General features: G+C 71.7%; 15 protein-coding genes. 8 read left to right on the top strand and 7 right to left on the bottom strand.

From position 1 onward, the window contains the following. Positions 1-3: 3 nt before the first annotated feature. The gene (locus tag WG923_RS12925) at positions 4-438 is read right to left on the bottom strand and encodes a response regulator (protein WP_340351381.1); all 435 of its coding nucleotides are present in this window, start codon (positions 436-438) and stop codon (positions 4-6) included. 583 nt (positions 439-1,021) lie between these two features. Here WG923_RS12925 and WG923_RS12920 point away from each other — a divergent pair. Then, positions 1,022-3,151: an AMP-binding protein gene (locus WG923_RS12920; protein ID WP_340351380.1), complete on the top strand. Its 2,130-nt coding sequence runs from the start codon at positions 1,022-1,024 to the stop codon at positions 3,149-3,151. Between the two features lie 104 nt (positions 3,152-3,255). On the opposite strand, the gene WG923_RS12915 is transcribed toward WG923_RS12920, so the two are convergent. Both WG923_RS12915 and WG923_RS12910 read right to left on the bottom strand, forming a co-directional pair. Beyond that, complete coding sequence (locus tag WG923_RS12915; protein ID WP_340351379.1) at positions 3,256-3,621, bottom strand: hypothetical protein; 366 nt, start codon at positions 3,619-3,621, stop codon at positions 3,256-3,258. After that, positions 3,618-5,207: a multicopper oxidase domain-containing protein gene (locus tag WG923_RS12910; RefSeq protein ID WP_340351378.1), complete on the bottom strand. Its 1,590-nt coding sequence runs from the start codon at positions 5,205-5,207 to the stop codon at positions 3,618-3,620. The genes WG923_RS12915 and WG923_RS12910 overlap by 4 nt, the downstream gene beginning before the upstream one ends. A 172-nt stretch (positions 5,208-5,379) precedes the next feature. Here WG923_RS12910 and WG923_RS12905 point away from each other — a divergent pair, with 172 nt between their 5' ends. Next, entirely contained in the window at positions 5,380-6,867 is a 1,488-nt protein-coding gene (locus WG923_RS12905) for an amidase family protein (protein ID WP_340351377.1), read from the top strand. Here the strand turns inward: WG923_RS12905 and WG923_RS12900 are convergent. Next, on the bottom strand, positions 6,848-7,051 hold the full coding sequence (locus tag WG923_RS12900; RefSeq protein ID WP_340351376.1) for a hypothetical protein: 204 nt from the start codon (positions 7,049-7,051) through the stop codon (positions 6,848-6,850). The genes WG923_RS12905 and WG923_RS12900 overlap by 20 nt on opposite strands. Positions 7,052-7,135: 84 nt before the next feature. Next, positions 7,136-8,656 carry an acetaldehyde dehydrogenase ExaC gene (gene exaC / locus WG923_RS12895; protein WP_340351375.1) on the bottom strand — a complete coding sequence of 507 codons (1,521 nt, stop codon included), beginning with the start codon at positions 8,654-8,656 and terminating at the stop codon, positions 7,136-7,138. A gap of 249 nt (positions 8,657-8,905) precedes the next feature. On the opposite strand from exaC, the gene WG923_RS12890 reads away from it, so the two are divergent. Then, positions 8,906-10,882: a sigma-54-dependent Fis family transcriptional regulator gene (locus tag WG923_RS12890; RefSeq protein WP_340351374.1), complete on the top strand. Its 1,977-nt coding sequence runs from the start codon at positions 8,906-8,908 to the stop codon at positions 10,880-10,882. Positions 10,883-10,951: 69 nt separating this feature from the next. Here WG923_RS12890 and WG923_RS12885 read toward each other — a convergent pair whose 3' ends face one another. Next, on the bottom strand, positions 10,952-13,618 hold the full coding sequence (locus tag WG923_RS12885) for a bifunctional acetate--CoA ligase family protein/GNAT family N-acetyltransferase (RefSeq protein ID WP_340351373.1): 2,667 nt from the start codon (positions 13,616-13,618) through the stop codon (positions 10,952-10,954). Positions 13,619-13,777: 159 nt separating this feature from the next. On the opposite strand from WG923_RS12885, the gene WG923_RS12880 reads away from it, so the two are divergent. Next, entirely contained in the window at positions 13,778-14,140 is a 363-nt protein-coding gene (locus WG923_RS12880; RefSeq protein ID WP_340351372.1) for a TraR/DksA family transcriptional regulator, read from the top strand. Between the two features lie 26 nt (positions 14,141-14,166). Here the strand turns inward: WG923_RS12880 and WG923_RS12875 are convergent, their stop codons facing one another. Next, positions 14,167-15,924, bottom strand: a complete 1,758-nt coding sequence (locus WG923_RS12875) for a PHA/PHB synthase family protein (RefSeq protein WP_340351371.1) — start codon at positions 15,922-15,924, stop codon at positions 14,167-14,169. A gap of 88 nt (positions 15,925-16,012) precedes the next feature. On the opposite strand from WG923_RS12875, the gene WG923_RS12870 reads away from it, so the two are divergent. From WG923_RS12870 to WG923_RS12855, 4 genes are read left to right on the top strand one after another with little or no spacing between them, the layout of a single operon-like run. After that, positions 16,013-17,002, top strand: a complete 990-nt coding sequence (locus WG923_RS12870) for a zinc-dependent alcohol dehydrogenase family protein (protein ID WP_445322928.1) — start codon at positions 16,013-16,015, stop codon at positions 17,000-17,002. A 55-nt stretch (positions 17,003-17,057) separates the two neighbouring features. Then, the gene (locus tag WG923_RS12865) at positions 17,058-17,762 is read left to right on the top strand and encodes an ABC transporter ATP-binding protein (protein ID WP_340351369.1); all 705 of its coding nucleotides are present in this window, start codon (positions 17,058-17,060) and stop codon (positions 17,760-17,762) included. Positions 17,763-17,766: 4 nt separating this feature from the next. Beyond that, positions 17,767-20,133: an ABC transporter permease gene (locus WG923_RS12860; RefSeq protein WP_340351368.1), complete on the top strand. Its 2,367-nt coding sequence runs from the start codon at positions 17,767-17,769 to the stop codon at positions 20,131-20,133. Positions 20,134-20,136: 3 nt separating this feature from the next. Next, positions 20,137-21,330, top strand: a complete 1,194-nt coding sequence (locus tag WG923_RS12855) for an efflux RND transporter periplasmic adaptor subunit (RefSeq protein WP_340351367.1) — start codon at positions 20,137-20,139, stop codon at positions 21,328-21,330. Positions 21,331-21,334 lie beyond the last annotated feature (4 nt).

Raw genomic sequence — 21,334 nt, 5'->3', positions numbered from 1 at the left:
CCCCTAGTGAATCGGGTTGGACTGAACCGTGGAGGCCTTGCCCGCGGCGTCGTCGTGCAGGGCCCAGAGCTTGTGCAACATGGCGGCGTTGGCCGCGGCGATCACCTGCGCCGGCCCCACGGGCTTGGTCAGGTAGTCGTAGGCACCGAGCGAGACGGCTTCCTTGGCGGAAGCGAGGGTGGGATAGCCGGTGATGATGATCACCTCGCTGTCCGGCCACTTCGCCTTGAGCTCGCGCAGCACTTCCAGTCCGTCCATGCCCGGCATGCGCAGGTCCAGCAGCACGAGGTCGAAGGGTTCTTCTTCCATCGCCTTGTCGACCTGTTCCCAGGTCCACACTGCCTTCACCTGGCAATCGGCGCTGGCCAGGATGCGCATGTAGCTGAGGCGGACGACTTCTTCGTCGTCGACGATCAGGATCCTGGTGGCGGGCTTCATGGTGCGCTTGCCGGTTGGTTTGCTTGCCTTTCTCACAGCATCAGTCGTGCCACGTGCCGTGCGCGTGGCGTTTCTCCTTTCATGACAGGCACTTGCGATTCGAGGGGGGCTTGCGTGCGGCCCGCGCGGGAGGGCGCGAAGTACAGGCGGGATATGCACCCCGCCCGACGCGGCCACAGGATCTGCAATGGAATCAAGGACTTCCGCGGCGGCGCGGGTGCTGCCCGCAGACATGCACCCTGCTGCGCGTGCATGCCGTCGTTGCGAGAGGTCCCGTTGTTCCACGCCTGACATCGTCGCGCCGTGGTTGCGCAATGGACAGGCGCGCGTGCGCAGGGTGAAGGAACGTTGACGGTCATCAAGGGCCCATGCGGCGCAAGGGCATCATTCGCTCACCCTCGGGACTGACCCTTAGGCCGAAAGCAATCTTGAGGCACGTCAACGTTGCCGCGGCGCGCCGGGGGTTTACTGCGAGCGCAGCGAACTACAAGAAAAGCAGGAGACAAAGTCCCGAACCGCGCCCGCTTCGAGCGGGCCTTGCCGCGCCCTGCTGCGGCCGCACCGCTGCGTGTGGAGAGTGCACATGGTCCGCATCGCGCAAGACACCGGCACGGCGTCCTCCTGCTGCGCCAACGCCCCGACGCAGTGGCACTGCCCCGACTGCGGCCGCATCAGCGTGGGCTTCGCCTTCCCGTACGGACGCTGCCCGCATTGCGGCGGCCAGATGGCGCTGCTGCACGAGCCGCGGCGGCTCGGGCCGGACCAGACCGCGCAGGACGCCGTGCGGCTCGCCTTCGAGATCGAACTCGGCGGTCGCGCCTTCTACCAGCGCGCCGCCGCCGAGAGCGAGGACGCCGACATGCGCGCGCTGTTCGAGCGCTTCGCCGTGATGGAAGGCGGGCACATGGAGACCCTGAGCGGGCGCTACCGCGTCGAGGTGCCGCCGCCCTCGCCTGCGTTCCGCGTCGAGCTCGCCGCGCTGTTCGCGCACGTGGAGCACCGCCCGCGCGATCCCGAGAACCTGTTCCGCATCGCCATCGCGCTGGAGGAGCGCGCCGCCGCCTTCTTCCGCATGCGCGCGGCGGTCGCGCCGGCCGGCTCCTCCGAGCAGCACCTGTACCTGGAGCTCGCCGCCGAGGAGCGCGAGCACGCGGAGCTGCTGGCGAAAGCCTACGAGGAGTGGCGCGCGCGCCAGCCTTCGGTGGAGGCACCGCCGGCGCCGCAGGCGCCCGCCGCGCAGGCGCAGGATCGGCTCAACGCCGCGGCCCTGCTGCTGGCCGCGGGCGAAGCCGAGCGTACGGCGCTGGTCTGCGGCGAGCAGCACCTGACCTACGCGCAACTGCGCGAGCGCGTCGCCCGCGCGGCTGGCGCCTGGAAGGCGCGCGGCCTGCGCCCCGGCGACCGCGTCGCGATCAAGCTGCCGGACGGCATCGACTGGGTGGTGGCCTTCCTCGGCACGATCTGGGCCGGCGGCGTCGCGGTCGCCGTGAACCCGCAGATCCCGCCGGCCGAATGGAGCTACATCCTCGACGAGGCCGGCTTCGCGATCATCCTCGCGGAGCACGCCGACGACACGCCGGCGCCGTGGAACAGCCGCGTGATCCTGCTGGAGCCGGGGCGGCACGAGGTGACGGCGGCCGAGCCGCTGCCGCCGCAGGAGGTGGAGGACGAAACGCCGGCCTTCTGGTGCCATTCCTCCGGCACCTCGGGCAAGCCCAAGGCCGTGGTGCACCGCCACCGCTTCGCGCGCGAGATCGAGCGCGTCTCGCGCGAGCGGCTCGGCATCACCGCGGACGACCGCCTGTTCGCCACCTCGCGCCTGTTCTTCTCCTATCCCCAGACCAACAGCCTGTTCGCCGGCCTGAAGATCGGCGCCACGGTCATCCTCGATCCGCAGTGGCCCACCGCCGCCTCCGCCGCGGAAACGGTGCAACGGCAGCGCCCCACCGTGTTCTTCAGCGTCCCTTCGCTGTATCGCAACCTGCTGCATGCGGGGCTCGCGCCGGCGCTGGCCGCGGCGGGCGTGCACAAGTGCGTGTCGGCGGGCGAGACCTTGCCGGCGAGCCTGCGCGAAGCGTGGCGCAAGGCGACGGGGCTCGAGATGGTGGACGGCTACGGCGCCTCCGAAACGCTGGTGCTGGTGCTGACGGCCAAGGGCGACGACGACGGCCTGCAACCCTCGCCCGGCGTGGACGTGCACCCGCTCGATCCCGAAGCGGCGATCGCGGGCCTGCCGACGCGACTGAGCTTCCACGTCTCGACGCTCGCGCGCGGCTACCTGGATCGGCCCGCGGCGCAGGCGCAGTCCTTCCGCGGCGGCGCCTTCTGTCCCGCCGACCTGTTCGTGCACACGCAGGGCGGCGGCTGGCGCTTCGCGGGCCGCGAGGATTCCCTCGTGAAGATCCGCGGCCGCTGGGTGAACCTGGTGGAACTGGAGGAGAAGATGTCCGCCGGCGTGGCGGGGCTGCTCGAGGCGGCGGCCATCTGCGTGCCGGACGAGGATGGCGTCGATTCGGTGGTGCTGTTCTACGCCGCCAGGCCGGGCGAAGCCGCGCTGGCGGAAAAGGCGCTGCGCGAGCGGGCCGCCAGCCTGCGGCCGCACGAGCGCCCGCGTTCCTTCCACGAGGTGCCTGCCCTGCCCCGCACGGCCACCGGCAAGCTGCTGCGGCGCAAGCTGGCCGACGCCTTCGTCAACGGCGTCGCGGCCGCGTAGGCTGGCCCCGCGGCAGCGGGGGAAGGTGAGCAGCGCGAACCCCAGCTTGGCGCTGGCGATCGCTGGGGTTCGCGGGGCTCACCGCCAGCCTACCCAAAGCTGGTCTAACGCCCCTCGACCTTCAGGATCGCCAGCTTCGCTCCGGGAGGCAGCGCCGCCTGCAGCGCGAGCACGGCCGCCTGCGCCGACTGCTGCTTCGGATCGAGCACGAAGGACACGGCCGAGGGCGCGGCGGACACGCGCACGCTTTTCGGTTCGACCCCGCGCAGGCGCGCGGCGGCCTGCCGTGCCCGCTGCACGTCGGGCAGGCCCGCCAGCTCGCAATACACCACCACCCGGCCGCGGGCGAGCGCGTCCTGCACCGAGCGGTAGTCGTAGGTGGCCGCCACCTTGTCTTCGGCGCAGATGCCGCAGGCCTGCGCCTGCGCGGCCGCGACGAGCAGGAGGGCGGCGGCCAGCGCGGGCTTCATCGCCTGGCCCCGGAGGCGCCGCTGGCGGGCCCGCTGGCGGATGCGGCCGGCGGGGTCGCCGCGCCGGCCGGCGCGCTCGCGCCCGGCGTGGCGGCCGCCGCCGTCCTGGTCGGCTGGATGTTCGCGTCGGCCCACTTGAAGTACTCGATGTAGCCCTTGATCTCCTCGTCGCTCAGGCCCTGGTTCGGCATCGGGATCTTCCAGCGTTCCAGCAGCGCCTTGGCCGTGGGATCGGTCTGCAGCATCTGCTCGGGCGACTTGAGCCAGCGCGTGAGCCAGGCCGTGTCGTGCCGCCTGGTCGTGCCCAGCAGGTCGGGGCCCAGCTTGTCGCCGCCGCCCAGCGAATGGCAGGCGAGGCACTTGGACTGGAAGGCGAGCTGCGCGCGCTGCGCGATCGGGTCCGTGGGCACCAGGGTGGTGGCCGGGATGTTGTGGTGCTCGGGGTCGCCGCCCGGCACGCTGCCGGCGGCGATGAAGCCGATCGCGCCCTGCGAGGCATTGGCGAAATGGTGGTCCACCATCACGTAGTTGCCGGCCTCGGGCACGACGAACTCCACGATGGCGCTGTTCGACGAGCCGAGCAGCACCGTCTGCGAGCCGCGCAGCTGGTTGTCCGGGTTGCCCTCCAGCCAGACGCGGTCGAAGATGGTGCCCACCACGTGGAAGCTGGAGGTGTTGGACGGCCCCACGTTCAGCACGAACAGGCGCACGCGCTCGCCCGGGTTGGACGCCAGCGGCTTGTCCACCATGCCGTTGTAGCGACCGTTGAAGACGGTGTAGGTCGGTGCCTTGGTCCGCACGCGCTCGCCGTCCAGCACGTACAGCGGCGCGCCGTCCACCTTGCGCTTGTCCGGGTCGAGCTTCGTATAGAACTCGCTCTGGATCACGGCGTACTCGCGCTCCACCTTGGTCGGATAGCCGCCGCGCGGCTCCACGATCATCATCCCGTACATGCCCGAGGCGATGTGCTCCAGCACCATGGGCGTGCCGCAGTGGTACATGAACACGCCCGGATAGTTGGCCGTGAACTCGAAGGAGATCGTCTGCCCCGGGGCGATCGACTTGTACTTGTCCTGCGGCGACACCATCGCCGAGTGGAAGTCCATCGAGTGCATCATCGGCGCCGCGTGCACGCCCACGCCCGGCATCACCTCGTCGGAGCGGTTGGTCATGGTGAACTTGATGCGGTCGCCCACGCGCGCGCGGATCACGGGACCGGGCACCTGGTCGCCGAAGGTCCAGGCGCTGAACTTCACGCCGGGCGCGATCTCGATGATCTTGTGCGTGGTGTCCAGCCGCACCTCCTTGACCGGCGACGGGTCCAGTGGCTTGACGGCGGCATCCAGGCTCAGGGCGTTGCCGAGCGCGAAGGAGCCGGTGTGACGTTCGGCGGACAGCACCGAGGGCGTGGGCTTGAGGTCCATCCTGGAGACGTCGTAGCTGTCGGCGGGACCGTTGCCGGCCGCGGCCGGTGCCGGGGCGGGCGCGGACGCGGCGGTGATGGCGGGTCGCTCCGGCACGCGCTCGCTGCAGGCGGCGAGCAGGACGAGGCCGGCGAGGGCCAGGGAAGGCAAACGTGGCTGCATGGATACGTCTTTCTCGTGCAAGGGCGCGCGGCGAGTCTAGCGAGCCTCGGCACTTTCGGGGTGCGATGCCCTCCTCACAGCACGGCCGTAGTGTCCTTGCGCGAAAACGCGAGCGACACTCGCGTGCCGAATGGATCCTTTCGTGTCACAGGCGGCTGCCCATAATGGGCGGATGACGACTCCGTTCGCGCTCGAAGAGGCCACCATCGCCAGCGTGCACGCCGGCTTTCGCACCGGCGGCCTCAGCGCCGTCGAACTCGTGCAGGCCTGCCTGGCGCGCATCGAGGCCTACGACCGCCGCGGCCCGGCCCTGCGCTCGCTGCTCACCGTCAACCCGCGCGCGCTCGACGAGGCCGCGCGGCTGGATGCGCAGTGGCGCGCGGACGCGCGCAACACCGGCCCGCTGCACGGCATCCCGGTGATCCTCAAGGACAACTTCGACACGCACGACCTGCCCACCACCGGCGGCAGCGTGGCGATGCGCCACTCGCAGCCCCGGCGCGATGCCTTCACCGTGGAACGGCTGCGGGCGGCCGGCGCGCTGGTGCTGGCCAAGGCCAACCTGCAGGAGTTCGCGCGCGGCGGCATCTCGATCAGCAGCCTGGGCGGCCAGACGCTCAATCCCTACGACCTCACGCGCACGCCCGGCGGCTCCAGCGGCGGCACCGGCGCGGCGATCGCGGCGAACTTCGCGCTGCTGGGCACCGGCAGCGACACGGGCCAGTCGATCCGCTCGCCTGCGTCGGCCTGCTGCCTGGTTGGCGTGCGGCCCACGCGCGGCCTCGTCAGCCGCTCGGGGCTGATGCCCAACAGCTTCACGCAGGACGAAGCCGGCCCCATTGCGCGCACCGTGGAGGATGCCGCGCGCATGCTGGACGTGATGGCGGGCTGGGACCCGCGCGATGCGGTCACCGCGCTGGGCATCGGCAAGGCGCCGGCGAGCTACGCGGCGGGCCTGCATGCCGACGCGCTGCGCGGCGCGCGCATCGGGCTGCTGGAAAACCTCTGCGGCGGGGAAGAGCGGCATGCCCCGGTCCAGGCCGTGATGGAGCAGGTGCTGCACGTGATGGAGGCGCAGGGCGCGACGGTGCTGCGCCTGCGCATCCCCGGGCTGGAGGAACTCACGGCGCACGTCAGCACGGACCGCTGGGAGGCGCGCGCGGCGTGCGAGCGATACTTCGCCGGGCTGGGCGCGGAGGCGCCCGTCACCAGCTTCCGCCAGCTGGTGGAGACCCGGACCGCGACGCCGGAGGTCCAGCAGGCGATGGAGGCCGAACTCGCGATCGAGGACGGCCTCGCGCAGCCGGACTACCTGCGGCGCCTGGCCAACCGCGACCGCCTGCGCGTGCTGCTCGCCTCGCGGATGGCGGAACTACGCCTCGACGCCCTGCTCTACCCGCTGCAACGCATCCTGGTGGTGCCCACCGGCCACACCGAGCAGGCCGAGCGCAACGGCGTGCTCTCGCACGGCACCGGCTTTCCGGCCGTGACCTTTCCGGGGGGCTTCTCGCGGCCGACGGCGACGGCGCCGCTGGGCGTGCCGGTCGGGGCGGAACTGCTCGCCACGGATTTCACCGAGGCGAAGCTGCTGGCCTATGCCTACGCGTTCGAGCAGGCGGCGCGGGTGCGCCAGCCGCCGCTCAGCACGCCGCCACTGTGACGCGCGGCGCGGCCACTTCGCGGCCGATCATCGCGCGGGCATAGAAGTAATTGAGGCGGGCCCGGTCGCTCAGGGCGTCGAGGTCGACGCGGCCGCGGGCATCGCAGGGAAACACGAAGGCCAGGCCTTCCTGCAGGAGGGAACGGAAGCGCAGCAGGTGCGGTCCTTCGATCGCATCGGGCATCACGGTACTCCGGGGGAAAAAGGTGCGCGGGGGGTCCCGCGCACCGTCAAGGGCAGGCGCCCGCGCGGGCGCCCCGGGGAGACATCAGAAGAAGCCCAGCGCCTTCGGGCTGTAGCTCACGAGCAGGTTCTTGGTCTGCTGGTAGTGGTCCAGCATGACCTTGTGGGTCTCGCGGCCGATGCCCGACTCCTTGTAGCCGCCGAAGGCGGCGTGGGCCGGGTAGGCGTGGTAGCAGTTGGTCCACACGCGGCCGGCCTGGATGGCGCGGCCCATGCGGTAGGCGCGGCTGCCGTCGCGCGTCCACACGCCGGCGCCCAGGCCGTACGGCGTGTCGTTGGCGATCGCGAGCGCCTCCGCTTCGTCCTTGAAGGTGGTCACGGCCAGCACCGGGCCGAAGATCTCCTCCTGGAAGATGCGCATCTTGTTGTGGCCCTTGAACATCGTCGGCTGGATGTAGTAGCCCTCGACCAGGTCGCCCGGCAGCTTCGCGCGGTCGCCGCCGACCAGCACCTCGGCGCCCTCTTCCCGGCCCAGCTTCAGGTAGGACTGGATCTTGTCCATCTGCTGCAGCGAGGCCTGCGCGCCCATCATGGTCGTGGTATCCAGCGGGCTGCCCTGCTTGATGGCCTTCACGCGCTTGATCGCGCGCTCCATGAAGCGGTCGTACATCGACTCCTGGATCAGCGCGCGCGACGGGCAGGTGCAGACCTCGCCCTGGTTGAACGCGAACAGCACCAGGCCCTCGATGGCCTTGTCGAGGAACTCGTCGTCGGCCGCAGCGACATCGTCGAAGAAGATGTTGGGCGACTTGCCGCCCAGTTCCAGCGTGGCGGGGATCAGGTTGTTGGCGGCGGCCTGGGCAATGGCCCGGCCGGTGGCCGTGGAACCCGTGAAGGCCAGCTTGGCGATGCGCTTGCTCGTGGCCAGCGGCATGCCGGCTTCCTTGCCGTAGCCGTTGACCACGTTGATCACGCCGGGGGGCAGCAGGTCGGCGATGACTTCCATCAGCACCAGGATGGAAACCGGCGTGGACTCGGCGGGCTTGAGCACCACGCAGTTGCCGGCGGCCAGCGCCGGGGCGAGCTTCCACGCGGCCATCAGCACCGGGAAGTTCCACGGGATGATCTGGCCGACCACGCCCAGCGGCTCCTGGAAGTGGTACGCCACCGTGTCCTGGTCGATCTGGCTCAGCGTGCCTTCCTGCGAGCGCAGGCAGCCGGCGAAATAGCGGAAATGGTCGGAGGACAGCGGGATGTCGGCCGCCAGCGTCTCGCGGATCGGCTTGCCGTTGTCCACCGTCTCGGCATAGGCCAGCTTCTCGAGGTTGGCGTCGATGCGGTCGGCGATCTTCAGCAGGATGTTGGCGCGCTCGGCGGCCGACACGCGGCCCCAGGCGGGCGCGGCGGCATGGGCGGCGTCGAGCGCGCGCTCGATGTCCTCGCCGGTGGAACGCGCGGCCTGCGTGAAGGGCTGGCCGTTGATGGGCGTCAGCACGTCGAAGTACTGGCCGCGCACGGGGGCGACGAACTTGCCGCCGATGAAGTTGTCGTAGCGGCTCTTGAAGGCGACGGGGGCGCCGGCGGCGCCTGGCTTGGCATAGATCACGGTTGTCTCCGGTGGTGGATGAAAGAAGCGCCCTTGCGCCTCCGTGCATCGGATTGCAGGCGCCGTGCCACCATGGGGTGTCGGCGCAGAATGGCTGCAAGGCTGCAGAAAGCCGCCCGGCTTACGGTGCGCAACGTGCAGGGACGGTGCAGTCGTGGCAGCCCCCTGTGTCAGAACGGAACAAGTCGCCCCGGAATCCGGCGAAAGGGCCTGGTCGGTGCCTCCACAATGCGCAGCAGGAGACAAACCATGCGTACGCAAGAGATCGCACAGCGACCGCCGCGCAGCGGGCTGCGGCTGGCCCGGCGCCAGCTGCTCGAAAAGGGTGAACTGCCGCGGGAGCTGGTCGGCGCGGAGCTGGCGCGTTCGTGGCAACGCAGCCTGCAGGCCGGGCTGCAGCCGGCGGGACGCATGCCGGGCGCGCCGCATGCATCCGGGGCACAGCTGGCCCGGGCGCTGGAACAGCAGCGCGAACTGGTGGCGCACGCCCGCCCCGTCATGGAGTTCCTGGCCGAACAGACCGAGGGCACCGACAGCATGGTGATCCTGGCCGGCGCCGACGGCGTCGTGCTGCAGGCCCTGGGCGACCTGCACTTCGTGAGCCGGGCCGAGCGTGTCGCGCTGCGTCCGGGCGCGACGTGGGCGGAGCAGTACCGCGGCACCAACGCCATCGGCACCGCGCTGGCCGAACAGCAGGCGATCGTCGTCCACTCCGAGGAACACTACCTCGAACGCAACGCCTTCCTGACCTGCGCGGCGGCGCCGATCCTGGCGCCGGGCGGGCAGTTGCTGGGCGTGCTGGATGTCTCCGGCGACCACCGCGGCTACCACCCGCACACCATCGGGCTGGTGCGCTCGGCGGTCCGCATGATCGAGCACCGCCTGTTCGAGACCCACCACGACGTGCGCCACTGGCACGGCCTGGTGCTGCGCCTGCATGCGCAGCCCGAAGGCATAGGCACGCTCACCGAAGGCCTGCTGGCCGTGCGCGAGGACGGCGCCCTGGCCGGCGCCAACCGGGCGGCCCTGCGGATGCTGGGGCTGGAATGGCCGCAGCTCGCGCGCTGCCGCGTGGAGGACGTGCTGGCCGAGCCGGTGCACCTGCTGATGGACTGGTTCCGGCGCTCGCCCTCGGTGCCGCGCATCGTGCACGGGCACGGCGGCACGGCACTGTGGGTGCGGGTGGAGGCGGGGCGACCCTTATCGTCGCTGCGCGCCGGCGCACCGCCCACGGTGGTGGAGGAGGCCGCGCCGGTCGACGCCCTCGCGGCGCTGGACACGGGCGACCTCGCGATGCGCTCGACGCTGGCCCGCGCGCGCAAGCTCGCGCCCAGTGCCATCCCGCTGCTGGTGCAGGGCGAATCCGGGGCGGGCAAGGAGGTGCTGGCCCGCGCCATGCACGAATCCGGTCCGCGCCGCGGCCAGGCTTTCGTCGCGGTCAACTGCGCCGCCCTGCCCGAAACCCTGATCGAGGCCGAGCTGTTCGGCTACGAACGCGGCGCCTTCACCGGCGCGGCGCGCGAAGGCGCGACGGGGCGCATCCGCGAGGCGCACGGCGGCACCCTCTTCCTCGACGAGATCGGCGACATGCCCATGGCGCTGCAGACGCGCCTGCTGCGCGTGCTGCAGGACCGGCAGGTCACGCCGCTGGGCGGCGGCAAGCCGGTCGCGGTGGACTTCTGGCTGATCTGCGCGACGCACCGCGACCTGCGCGCGCAGATCGAGGCCGGGCGCTTCCGCGAGGACCTGTTCTACCGCCTCAACGGCTTCACGCTGAAGGTGCCGGCGCTGCGGGCGCGCAGCGACCTGCAGGCGCTGCTGGAGCGGGAGCTCGCGCAACTGCTGCCCGGGCGCGACGTGCAGGTGGAAGAATCCGTGCTCGCTGCCATGCGCGCCTATGCGTGGCCCGGCAACCTGCGGCAGCTGGCCAGCACGCTGCGCACCGCCTGCGCCCTGCTCGATGCGCAGGAGAGCGTGATCGGCTGGCACCACCTGTGCGACGACTTCGCGGAGCAGCTGCGCGCACTCGAAGCGGTGGCCCCGGCGCCCGTGCCGGAAGCCGAGGACCTGCGCAGCATCTCGCGCGGCGCGATCCGGCGCGCCCTCGCGGAAGCGGGCGGGAACGTATCGGAAGCGGCGCGCCGGCTGGGGATCAGCCGCAACACGCTGTACCGGCGCCTGGGCGAAGAGCCCGCTGGCTCCTCTCCCGCCGCCCGGGACGAGTAGGCTGGCGGTGAGCGCCGCAGGCCGCGAACCCCAGCGCCGGGGTTCACGCGCTGCGCGGTTCACCCCTGCCTACGCGCGAACCCGCAGCCGCAGGCGCATGTGCATCGTGTGGTCCGCATCCATGTGCACTTCGAAGCCTTCTTCGCGCGCGAGCACCGCCATCCCCTGGTTCTCCGGCAGGCACTGGCCGAACACTTCGGCCGTGCCGCGCTTGCGCAGGTAGGTCAGCAGCTTGTCCATGAGCATGCGGCCCAGGCCGCGGTGCTGCCAATCGGAGGCCACCTGCACGGCAAACTCGGCCTCGTGGTTGTCGGGATCGCAGATCGCCCGGACCTCGCCCGCCATGCGCTCGCCGTCCAGCGCGACGAAGGTCATCTCGCGCTCGTAGTCGATCTGGCAATAGCGCGCGAGCTCCGAGCGCGGGATCTCGCGGCGCGCGAGGAAGAAGCGCAGCCGCATGTCCGAGGGCGTGGCCTGCGCATAGAAGGCCTCGAGCCGCTCGCCGTCCTCGGGCCGGATCGGCCGCACGCGCAGTTGCTGTCCCTGCAGCACCCACGTCTCCTCCAGTTCGGCCGGATACGGCCGCAGCGCCAGACGGCTGCCCTCGCCCGGCACCGGCTGGCGCACGCGGATGCGCGCATCCAGGGCGATCACGCCGTCGGAATCGGCCAGCAGCGGATTGATGTCCAGTTCGGCAAGCTCCGGCAGGTCGCAGGCGAGCTGCGAAACCCGCAGCAAGGCATCGATCAGCGCGGGCTCGCGGATGGCCGCGCGGCCGCGGTAGCCGCCCAGCAGCGCGCCCACGCGCGTGCGCGCGACCAGGTCACGGGCGAGCGTGGCGTTCAGCGGCGGCAGGTCGAGCGCGCGGTCCTTGCGGATTTCCACCGCGGTGCCGCCGGCGCCGAACAGCACCACCGGGCCGAAGATCGGGTCGTCCGCGATGCCCAGGATCAGCTCGTGCCCCTCGGGGCGGCGCAGCATGGCCTGCACGCTGAAGCCGAGCACCTGCGCCAGCGGGTGCGTGCGCGCCACGGCGTCGCGCATGCGCAGCGCCGCCGCGCGCACTTCCGCGGGCGATCCGAGGTTCAGGGCCACGCCGCCGACGTCGGACTTGTGCAGGATCTGCGGCGACAGGATCTTCAGTGCCACGGGGTAGCCGATCTCGTCGGCCGCGCGCGCCGCCTCTTCGGCGTCGCGCGCCCGCTGCGTGCGCACCGTGCGGATGCCGTAGGCCTCCAGCACCTTCTTCGCCTGCACTTCGTCCAGCCATTCGCGCCCGTTCGCCAGCGCCTCGCGCAGCAGCGCGCGGGCCGCGGCCTTGTCCACCCGCAGTTCCGCCAGCTCGGAGGGCGGCAGCTGCAGCAGCGCCTGCTGGTTGCGGTGGTAGTGCACCAGTTGCAGCCAGCCGGCCACCGCGTGTTCCGGCGTCGCGTAGCCGCTGAGGCCGGCCAGGGCGAAGGCCTCGCGCGCGGGCCGCACGCTCAGGCCGCCCAGCCAGCAGCTCAGGACCGGCTTCGGCGCGTCGCGCAGCACCGGCACGCAGGCGGCAGCGATGTCGGCCGCCGGCACGATCGCGCTCGGTGCATGCATGAACAGCACGCCATCGACTTCGGGCGCCGCCAGCAGCACGCGCAGGGCTTCGGTGTAGCGCTGCACGGGCGCGTCGCCGATCAGGTCCACCGGGTTGGCGTGCGACCAGGTGGCGGGCAGCAGCGCGTCCAGCTTGCCCATGGTTTCGTCGGACAGCGTGGCCAGTTGCCCCTGGCCGAGGGCCAGGGCATCGGCGGCCAGCACGCCGGCGCCACCGCCGTTGGTGACGATGGCCAATCGCTCGCCGCGCCACGGCCGCGGACGCGCCAGCGTTTCCGCGGCATCGAACAGGCCTTCCAGCGTGTCGACGCGCAGCATGCCGGCGCGGCGCACTGCGGCGTCGAACACCGTGTCCGAGCCCGCCAGCGCACCCGTGTGCGAGGCCGCCGCACGGGCGCCTTCCGGCGCGCGGCCGGCCTTCACGACGATCACCGGCTTGTTGCGCGCGGCGGCACGCGCGGCCGACATGAACTTGCGCGCGTGCTTGACGGACTCGATGTACATCAGCACGGCGCGGGTGCTGTAGTCGCTGGCCAGGTAGTCCAGCACGTCGCCGAAATCCACGTCCACGCTGTCGCCCAGCGAGATGAAATGCGAGAAGCCGATGCGGTGCGCGTTCGCCCAGTCCAGCATCGCGGTGGCGAGCGCGCCCGACTGCGAGACGAACGCCAGCGGGCCCGGCGCTGCCGTGCCGGGGGCGAAGCTGGCATTGAGGTGCAGGCCCGGCACCAGCGCACCGACGCAGTTGGGGCCCAGGATGCGCACCAGGTTCGGCCTGGCCGCCGCCAGCATCTGCTGCTCGTAGCTGGGCGCGCCCTCGCGTGCGCGCTCCTTGAGGCCGGCGGTCAGCACCATCACGGCGCGGGTTCCCTTGCGGGCGAAGTCCTCCACCAGCTGCGGCACCGCGGCCGCCGGCGTGCAGATGATCGCCAGGTCGGGCACCGCCGGCAGGTCGTCGACCGAGGCCAGCACCTCGACGCCCTCCACCTCGCCCACATGCCGGTTCACGCCCCAGACGGGCCCCGCGAAGCCTGCCTCGCGCAGGTTGTGGAGCACGATCGCGCCGAGGTTGCGCTCGCGCGTGGAAACACCGGCCACGGCGACCGACCGGGGGGCGAACAGGGCATCGAGATGGCGGACGGACATGAAGGAATCGGCTTTCCGGTGTGCAATGCTGCGGTGCAGCAAGATTAGGCGCTGCGGCGCCCCATCCATTGCTCCAGATCAAGACGCGTGCCAGCCTGCTGTCCAGAATCGCCCTGAGGTTCCCCGTCCCGCCCCGCCGCCATGCCAGATTTCGTCGCCATGCCTGTCACGAAGCAGCTTGCCGCCAAGCTGCGGCAGCGCAACGCCGAACTGCGTGCGTTGCTGCAACAGCACGCGGGCGCGGCGGTCGGCGCCAGCGAGAATCCGCCCGACGTGCTGGACTTCAAGGACGTGGCCGCCGAGGACCGGCAGGCCATCATCGACGAGGCCACGCTGGCGAACGCCACCGCCGAACTGCACCAGATCAGCGCGGCCCTGCGGCGCGTGGACGACGGCAGCTACGGCGAGTGCCTGGACTGCGGCGAGCCGATCGACGAGCGCCGCCTGTTCGCCATGCCCGCCACGCCGTTCTGCACCGCCTGCCAGGCGATCCACGAGCGGCCGGCGATGCCGCGGCGCTAGCGGCTGCCGCGCCGCGGCGCTCCGGTTCACTCCTGGAACACGTTCGTGCCCGGCGCCGGCACCACTTTGCCGTCGAAGCGCACGTCGGGCACCTTGCGTGCCGGCACGTTGCCGCTGCCATGGTGGTGCAGCCAGGCGTTCCAGCAGGCCCACCAGGAGCCGCGCTCCTGCTGCGCGGTGGCGTACCAGGCCTGCGGGTCCGCCGGTGCCGCTTCGTCGAGCGAGTGGTCGGCCCAGCGGTAGGTTGCCTTCGGATTGGCGAGCGAGCCGTTCGCCGGGTTGACGACGCCCACGTTGTGGCCACCGGCGGTCAGCACGAAGCGCGCCGGCGCATGGGCCAGGCGCAGCACCTTGAACACCGAAGGCCAGGGCGAGACGTGGTCGCGCTCGGTGCCCAGCACGAACATCGGCACGCGGATGGAGCGCAGGCTGATCGGCAGGCCGCGGAAGCGGTACTCGCCGTCGGCCAGCTGGTTTTCCATGTACAGCCGCCGCAGGTATTCGCCGTGCATGCGCGCCGGCATGCGCGTGGCATCCGCGTTCCAGGCCCGCAGCGCGTTCATGGGCGTCTCGGCGCCCATCAGGTATTCGTGCAGCAGCTTGGACCACACCAGGTCCTTGGAATTGATCAACTGGAAGGCGCCCGCCATGCGGCGGCCATCGAGGTAGCCGGATTCGGCCATCAGGTCCTCGAGGAAGGCGACCTGGCTCTCGTCCATGAACAGGCCCAGTTCGCCCGGGTCCTGGAAGTCCACCTGCCCGGCGATGATGTTCACCGTCTTGAGCGGATGCTCCTTGCGGGCACCGAACACCGCGGCGCCCATCGCGAGCAGCGTGCCGCCCAGGCAGTAACCCGCAGCGTGGATGGTGGTGCCGGGGCACAGGCGCTGCACCGCGGCCACCGTGTCCAGCACGCCGGCGTCGAGGTAGTCGTCCAGCCCGATGTCGCGGTCGGCCGCGTCCGGGTTGCGCCACGACACGATGAACACCGTGTGGCCCTGGTCCACCAGGTACTTCACCAGCGAGTCCTGCGGCGTCAGGTCGAGGATGTAGTACTTCATGATCCACGACGGCACGATCAGCACCGGCTCCTTGCGCACCTTGGCCGTGGTCGGCTCGTACTGGAGCAGTTCGACCAGCCCGTTGCGATGCACCACCTTGCCCGGGGTGAGGGCCACCGCCTCGCCGGGGCGGAACGCCTCGACGCCGCGCGGCGGCCCGCCGGCCGACACCGCGAGCGCGTCGCGCCACCAGTTGGCGAAGCCGTGCATGAAGTTCATGCCGCCCTTGCGCGCGGTCTCGCGCAGCACCTGCGGATTGAGGACCGGCGAGTTGGAGGGCGACAGCATGTCGAGCCACTGGCGCACGGTGAAGGCGGCGACCTCCTCGTGGTGCCGCGACACGCCCCGGATGTCGGTGGTGGCCTCGCCCCACCATTGCTGCGTGAGCAGGAAGGCCTGCGCCAGCGCGTTGTAGGGGGGCAACTGCCACTCGGCATGCGTGAAGCGCTTGTCGTCCGGCGGCGGCTCGACGCAGTGCGGCGTGTCGGGCTTCCACGTGCTGCGCGCCACGTAGTTCAGCCAGCTCGCCGCCTTGATCAGGGCACTGGTGGACAGCGCCGCCTGCTTCGAGGGCAGCACCGCCAGGTGCGTGAGCCAGTCGACGTGCGCGAGCGCGACGGAGGCGGGCGAGATGCCGTTGGCCATCTTCACCAGGGCCGTCTTCAGGGGGAGGTCCAGCGGATCGGGACGGGGGGTGTAGGTACCGTTCATTGATGCTGCCATGTCCAGATGGTCGAGCTTCGATGGAACGCTGAACTTGCCGCAGGTCAAAGACGCGTTCCCTTACGATGCACGCATGTTGCCGACCAGCATGCGCGCGATGGCCGTCGATGCCGCGAGTCACCGCCTGCGCGAAGTGCGCAAGCCGGTGCCCGTGCCCGCCGCGCACGAGGTGCTCGTGCGGGTGCGCGCCTGTGGCGTCTGCCGCACGGACCTGCACGTGATCGACGGCGAGTTGCCGCCGCACCGCGCCGGCGTGGTGCCGGGGCACGAGGTCGTCGGCGAAGTCGTGGCCTGTGGCGCCAATGCCGCACGCTTCGCGCCCGGAGCCCGCATCGGCATTCCGTGGCTGGGGCGCGCGTGCGGCCGGTGCCCCTACTGCCGCATGCAGCGCGAGAACCTGTGCGACGCGCCGCTGTTCACCGGCTACGACCGCGATGGCGGCTACGCCGAGTACGCGCTGGCGGACGAGCGCTTCTGCTTCGCGCTGCCCGCGCCCCTCGACGACCTGCACGCCGCGCCGCTGCTGTGCGCGGGCCTGATCGGCTTTCGCACCTGGCGGCTGGCCGGCGGCACCGCTGCCCGCCGCATCGGCCTGTGGGGCTTCGGCGCCGCGGCCCACATCGTGTGCCAGCTCGCGGTGGGACAAGGCCAGGAGGTCTGCGCGTTCACGCGGCCCGGCGATGCCGCGGGCCAGGCGTTCGCGCGCAGCCTCGGCGCGGCGTGGGCGGGCAGCAGCGCCGACAAGCCGCCGCACGAGCTGGATGCCGCGCTGATCTTCGCGCCCGCGGGGCCGCTCGTGCCCGCCGCGCTCGCCACGGTCCGCAAGGGTGGCGTGGTGGTGTGCGGCGGCATCCACATGAGCGACATCCCCGCCTTCCCCTATGCGCTGCTCTGGGGCGAGCGCGCAGTGCGATCGGTGGCCAACCTCACGCGCGCCGACGGCGAGGACTTCTTCGCCCTGCTCGAACGCGTGCCGGTGCGCACGCACGTGCAGTCCTTCGCACTAGCGGATGCGAATGCCGCGATCGAGGCCGTGCGCGCGGGCCGGCTCGAAGGCGCGGCCGTGCTCGTCCCCTGACCCCGCTGTTGCGAAAGATCAAGGTGGCCCCCCGAGGGCTGCCTACATTGGGTCCATGGCCCCGGTCCTGCGTGCGCATGCGCTGTCCAAGGTCTACGGCAGCGGCGACTCCGCCGTGCACGCACTGCGCTCCGTGGACCTGGAGGTCGCACGCGGCGAATTCGTCGTGCTGCTGGGCGCCTCCGGCAGCGGCAAGTCCACCCTGCTGAACATCCTGGGCGGGCTGGACGTGCCCACCTCCGGCGAGCTGTTCTTCGAGGACCACGCACTGCATGGCGCCAGCGACGAGGCGCTCACCACCTACCGGCGCGAGCACGTCGGCTTCGTGTTCCAGTTCTACAACCTGATCCCCAGCCTCACCGTGGCGGAGAACGTGGCGCTGGTGACCGACATCGCGACGGACCCCATGCCCGTCGACGAGGCGGTGGACCTCGTGGGCCTCTCGCCGCGCCGCAACCACTTTCCCTCGCAGCTCTCGGGCGGCGAGCAGCAGCGGGTCGCCATCGCGCGCGCCATCGCCAAGCGCCCGCAGCTGCTGCTGTGCGACGAGCCGACCGGCGCGCTCGACTACGCCACCGGCAAGCTGGTGCTGGAAGTGATCGCGCGGATCAACATCGAACTGGGCACCACCGCGATGGTGATCACGCACAACGCCGCGATCGCCGGGATGGCGGACCGCGTCCTGCGCGTGTCCGACGGCCGCATCGCCAGCGAGGAGCGGCCCGCCCGGAGGCTGACCCCGGCCGAACTGGCATGGTGAAGCGATGAACGCGCTGGATCGCAAGGTGCTGCGTGACCTGCGGCTGCTGTGGAGCCAGGCCGTCACGATCGCGCTGGTGGTGGCCAGCGGCATCGGCGGCTTCATCGCGACGCTCTCCGCCGTCGATTCGCTGGCGGGCGCCCGCGACGCCTTCTATGCCTCCGGCCATTTCGCCGATGCCTTCGTGCTGGTCAAGCGGGCGCCCGACGCGCTGGCCGAGCGGATCGCCGAAGTGCCCGGCGTGGTGGACGTGCAGACCGCGGTGGAGGCGGTGGCCCGCGTGAGCGTGCCCGGCACGGTCGACCCGGTGATCGGGCAGCTGATCGGCCTGGACGCGCGCCGGCCGCTGCGCCTGAACCAGGTGCAGCTGCAAGGCGGCCGCTGGCCCGAGGCCGGCACGCGCGTCGGCGGCGAACTCGAGGCGGTGGTGACTGCGTCCTTCGCCGACGCGCATCGCCTGAAGCCCGGCAACGCCGTGTCGGCGCTCGTGAACGGCAAGCGCCGCACGCTGCGCATCACCGGCACCGCGCTGTCGCCCGAATACATCTTCGGCGGCATCATGGGGCTGCCGGACATGCGCGCCTTCGGCGTCTTCTGGGTCGACCACGACGAACTGGCGGCGGCGATGGACATGCGCGGCGCCTTCAACCGCGTGGCGCTCAAGCTCGCGCCCTCCGCTTCCGAGCCGGCGGTGCTCGATGCGGTGACGCGGCGCCTGCGCGGCCTGGGCGGAACGCCCGCACACGGCCGCGACGAGCAGGGTTCGCACGCGATGCTGGACAACGAGATCCGCGAGCAGCGCGTGCTGGGCACCGTGCTGCCGGCGATCTTCCTCGCCGTGGCCGGCTTCCTGCTGCACGTGGTCACGGCGCGGCTGGTCGCGACGCAGCGCGAACAGGTGGCGGCGCTCAAGGCGCTCGGCTACCGCGACGGCGCGATCGCCCTGCACTACCTGAAGCTGGTCGCGCCCATGGTCCTGGGCGGCTATGCCCTGGGCCTGCTGCTGGGGCGCTGGATGGGCGGGATGCTGACCGGCCTCTACGCCGAGCTGTTCCGCTTCCCGAGCTTCGAGCACCAGGTGCCGGCGTCGCTGGCACTGGTCGGCTTGGGCATCGTGGCGGTCACCGCGATGCTGGGCACGCTCACGGCGATAGTCTCCACCGTGCGCCTGTCGCCCGCGGAGGCGATGCGTCCCCCCGCGCCCGGGCGGTACCGGCGCGCGCTGCTGGAACGCGTGCCGTGGCTGCCGGTCACGCCCGCGGTGCGCATGATCGTGCGCAACCTCGAGCGGCGGCCCCTGCGCGCGGCGCTCACCATCGGCGGCATCGCCGCGTCGGTGGCCATCGTGATCATGGGCAACTTCTTCCGCGACGCCATCGAGGCGATCGTCGCGACGCAGTTCGAGCACGGCATGCGCGGCGACGTGATCGTGTGGATGACCGAGCCGGTGGACGCAGCCGCGGCGCGCGAGCTGGCGCGCCTGCCCGGCGTGCTGCAGGTCGAGTCCGGCCGGCGGCTGCAGGTGCGCTTCAGCCACGGCCACCGCAGCGCGAAGGGGCTGGTGGACGGGCATCCGCCGGTGGCCCTGCTGCAGCGCGTGGTCGACGTGCGCCAGCGTGCGGCCGAAGCCCCGCCGGACGGCCTGCTGATGACCGACCGCCTCGCCGACAAGCTGCACCTGAAACCCGGCGACACGGTGGACGTCGAAGTGCGCGAAGGCGCACGCGAGGTCGTGCCCATGGTGCTGCGCGCCACCGTGAGCGACATGATGGGCCTCAACGCCTTCATCCAGCGCGATGCGCTGAACCGGATGCTGGGCGACGGCGACCTCGCCAACTTCTTCAGCCTGCGCGTGGCCGGCGCCGACCTGCCGCGGGTGCTGGAGGCGACGCAGGGCCTGCCCAAGGTGGCCGGCGCCTTCAGCAAGGCGACGATGCTGCGCAACATGGACGAGATCAGCGCCCGCAACGTGCGCATCATGAGCTCCATCCTCACCGCATTCGCGGCGGTGATCGCGGTGGGCGTGGTCTACAACAACGCGCGCATCGCGCTGGCCGAGCGAAGCTGGGAGCTGGCCAGCCTGCGCGTGCTGGGCTTCACGCGGGCCGAGGTGTCGCTGCTGCTGCTGGGCGAGCTCGCGATCGGCATCGCCATCGCGCTGCCGGTCGGCATGCTGCTCGGATGGTCGCTCACCCACGCCATCGTGGACCTGATGCGCACCGACCAGTTCCTGTTTCCGGTGGTGATCCAGCCCCGCACGTACGCCTGGGCGGCGATCTGCGTGGTGGCCGCGGGCGTGGCCAGTGCGCTGGTCGTGCGCCGGCGCATCGACCGCCTCGACATGGTCGCCGCCCTCAAGACCCGGGAGTAAGCCATGCTCCAGAAAAGAACGATCGTCCTCGCGGCCGCCGGCCTGGCTGCCGCCGCCCTGCTCGCCTGGGCGTTCTCGCCCCGCCCGGTCACCGTGGAGACCGCACCGATCCTGCAGGGGCGCTACGAACAGTCCATCGAGGAAGACGGCCGCACGCGGCTGAAGGACCGCTACACGGTCTCCGCCCCGGTGGCCGCGCGCGTCATGCGCATCACCCTGCGCGAAGGCGACCACGTGTCGGCCGGGGAGCCCGTGGCGGTGCTGATGCCGGTGATGTCGGCGATGGTGGACGAGCGCAGCACGCGCGAGGCGACGGCCCGCCACCAGGCCGCCGTCGCCAACGTGGCGCGGGCCACGGCGCGCATCGCCCGCACGCAGGTGGCGGCCGAGGAGGCGCAGCTCGAACTGCACCGCACGGAGAAGCTGGCCCGCGAGGGCTTCCTCGCGCCCTCGCGGCTGGACAGCGCGCGGCTGGGCCTTTCGGCGGCCAGGCGCGAAGTGGAAGTGGCGCGGGCGGAGCGCGAGACGGCGGTGCACGAGCAGGCGCAGGCCGCCGCGGCGCTGCTGCCGGTGACGGGCAGCGTGCAGGCCGGCCGGCCGCTCACGGTGCGCTCGCCGGTGGACGGCGTGGTGCTCAGGATCCCGCAGGCGAGCGAAGCCACGGTGGCGCCCGGTGCGGCGCTGCTGGACATCGGCGATCCCGCCCGCATGGAGGTGATCGCCGAACTGCTCACCACCGACGCCGTGCAGGCCCACCCCGGCGGCGCGGCGATCGTGGAACGCTGGGGCGGCCCGCCGGTCGCGGCCCGCGTGCGGCTGGTCGAACCCGCGGCCTTCACCAAGGTGTCCGCGCTGGGCATCGAGGAGCAGCGCGTGAAGGTGGTGGTGGACCTCGACGCGCCGCCGCAGGCGTGGCGCGCGATGGGCGACGGCTTCCGGGTCACGCTGCGCATCCTCACGCAGCAGGTGGACCAGGCGGTGCTCGTGCCCGTGGGCGCGCTGTTTCCGATCGGCGACGGCGGCATGGGCGTGTTCCGCGTGGTGGATGGGCGCGCGAAGTTGCAGCCGGTGGAACTGGGCGGGCGCAACGGCAACGAGGCCTGGGTGCGCAGCGGCGCCAAGCCCGGCGAGAGCGTCATCCTCTATCCGCCGCCGAGCGTGAGCGACGGGCAGCGCGTGCAGGCGCGCCGGCCCTGACGCC

Origin of the sequence: Ramlibacter sp. AN1133 (assembly GCF_037890035.1) — a bacterium.
Lineage (GTDB): Bacteria > Pseudomonadota > Gammaproteobacteria > Burkholderiales > Burkholderiaceae_C > Ramlibacter.
Note: the sequence above shows the minus strand (reverse complement) of the source record. Positions and strands in the feature narration are given on the sequence as shown.

Coding starts and splice junctions, on each gene's coding strand:
- WG923_RS12925 (WP_340351381.1), bottom strand. CDS start 438: ATGAAGCCCGCCACCAGGATCCTGATCGTCGACGACGAAGAAGTCGTC.
- WG923_RS12920 (WP_340351380.1), top strand. CDS start 1,022: ATGGTCCGCATCGCGCAAGACACCGGCACGGCGTCCTCCTGCTGCGCC.
- WG923_RS12915 (WP_340351379.1), bottom strand. CDS start 3,621: ATGAAGCCCGCGCTGGCCGCCGCCCTCCTGCTCGTCGCGGCCGCGCAG.
- WG923_RS12910 (WP_340351378.1), bottom strand. CDS start 5,207: ATGCAGCCACGTTTGCCTTCCCTGGCCCTCGCCGGCCTCGTCCTGCTC.
- WG923_RS12905 (WP_340351377.1), top strand. CDS start 5,380: ATGACGACTCCGTTCGCGCTCGAAGAGGCCACCATCGCCAGCGTGCAC.
- WG923_RS12900 (WP_340351376.1), bottom strand. CDS start 7,051: ATGCCCGATGCGATCGAAGGACCGCACCTGCTGCGCTTCCGTTCCCTC.
- WG923_RS12890 (WP_340351374.1), top strand. CDS start 8,906: ATGCGTACGCAAGAGATCGCACAGCGACCGCCGCGCAGCGGGCTGCGG.
- WG923_RS12885 (WP_340351373.1), bottom strand. CDS start 13,618: ATGTCCGTCCGCCATCTCGATGCCCTGTTCGCCCCCCGGTCGGTCGCC.
- WG923_RS12880 (WP_340351372.1), top strand. CDS start 13,778: ATGCCTGTCACGAAGCAGCTTGCCGCCAAGCTGCGGCAGCGCAACGCC.
- WG923_RS12875 (WP_340351371.1), bottom strand. CDS start 15,924: ATGGCAGCATCAATGAACGGTACCTACACCCCCCGTCCCGATCCGCTG.
- WG923_RS12870 (WP_445322928.1), top strand. CDS start 16,013: ATGCGCGCGATGGCCGTCGATGCCGCGAGTCACCGCCTGCGCGAAGTG.
- WG923_RS12865 (WP_340351369.1), top strand. CDS start 17,058: ATGGCCCCGGTCCTGCGTGCGCATGCGCTGTCCAAGGTCTACGGCAGC.
- WG923_RS12860 (WP_340351368.1), top strand. CDS start 17,767: ATGAACGCGCTGGATCGCAAGGTGCTGCGTGACCTGCGGCTGCTGTGG.
- WG923_RS12855 (WP_340351367.1), top strand. CDS start 20,137: ATGCTCCAGAAAAGAACGATCGTCCTCGCGGCCGCCGGCCTGGCTGCC.